Genomic DNA, 1,461 nt, shown 5'->3' with positions numbered 1-1,461 from the left:
AGAAAAGGCGAGACGACTGCAAAGACGAGTATTACTACGAGCACCACTGTGTCGATGTTCTTTGCGACTTCTCGTGTTGGAGCCCTAAACCTTAACTTTCTTTTTACCGCAGGCAGATCGACGAAAACGAGCACGGCGGGAAGCGCTATGAGTACGAGCGCCGAACTCACCATTATCCCGAGAGAGACCATTATGCCCAGTTGCCGGAAGGCTTCCAAGCTGCTAACTAAGAATGTAAGAAAACCTACGGCCGTTGTAAGCGCCGAGAGAAAAACTGGTATCCGTTCCTCGCGTACGGTCCGCTTAAGCGCAGCGCTCCTTTCGAGAAATCGCCTGTTTGTGATGTACCTATCTATGAAGTGCAGCCCATAAGACGATGAGATTATAATTATGAAAAGGCCCGCAGTTGAAGTGAGAATGTTTATATTCAAACCTATCATCACGCCAAAGCCGTAGGTCCAAACAGCCGCGATAATTGAAAGAATCGAAGGAATGATTGCCGCCCGTACACTTCCAAGTCTCAGGAAGTAGATGAAGCAGATTAATCCAAAGAGAATGGGGGGATATACTACCAGAAGCGATAATATGGAACCATAAAGTTCTTCATCGATAATCGGTTCACCGCTGGCATAGAACTCCATTCCCTCAAATGATTCAGCGGCAATTTCCAGGATCGCTTTCACATCTGCATTCTCAGTTACGTTTATAGGAATCAGTGCGACTTCACCGTTCTCGTCAAGAAGGTTGTCGAGATAGAGCGGGTTTTGCAGTATCTCGCGAGCGTTCTCCTTCGCAACTCCTCTCTCAAAATATGGCTCGACATTCGTCCCGCCGATCAAACTAACCTTCGCCGCATCCTGATAAGAGTTGTAACTGACTACTCCCTGTATTGTAGAGAGCTTCTGGAGGAAATCGTAAATCCTGAGTGAGTTCTCTTCCTCGAAAAGACCGTCCGTCTTAACTACAATAATAATCTGCTTTTCACTCCCAAATAGATCCTCCATCATTCTCATGTTTTCTCTAGAGGGAGACTTCTCTGGAAGAAGAAATTCGCTGGAAACGTTTATTTCAACTCTAAGAATGAAGAGCCCCATCACTACCGTAACGACGGCAAACAAGGCTATTATAAAGATAGAGATCCTTCGATTAATCATAGTGGATTGCCCCCTTTAAAGAATTTTACTACGATTTCTTGGAAAGTAATGTATATGTACAGTAAAAGATGTTGATAGTGCAGAAGTTAAACTGTTATAATTATCTCGTTGGAGGTGTGGAATGACTGTAAGAACCAAAGAGTTAGGCCCGGACAAGATACTGGAAGCGGTGTTCGACCTTGTAAGGAACTTCACGAAGTTCTTTTCCTTAAACGTTGAGGCCGAAGAGATGAAGACAATAGAGCTCTACATTCTTTTGTTCGTTGCACTCAAGGGCCCCAGAGCATGTCCTCACTTGCAAAGGAAT

General features: G+C 44.7%; 1 protein-coding gene and 1 pseudogene. One reads left to right on the top strand and one right to left on the bottom strand.

Features of this window, described 5'->3' with window-relative positions:
• On the bottom strand, positions 1-1,154 hold a 1,154-nt coding region (locus BG32_RS08060), incomplete at its 3' end, for an MMPL family transporter (RefSeq protein ID WP_147434888.1).
• A 121-nt stretch (positions 1,155-1,275) separates the two neighbouring features.
• On the opposite strand from BG32_RS08060, the pseudogene BG32_RS08055 reads away from it, so the two are divergent.
• Positions 1,276-1,461, top strand: a pseudogene (locus BG32_RS08055) (MarR family transcriptional regulator); the annotation flags it as partial.

The organism is Mesotoga sp. HF07.pep.5.2.highcov, assembly GCF_003666285.1.
Taxonomy (GTDB): Bacteria; Thermotogota; Thermotogae; order Petrotogales; family Kosmotogaceae; genus Mesotoga; species Mesotoga prima.
This window is presented reverse-complemented; position numbering and strand designations above follow the sequence as displayed.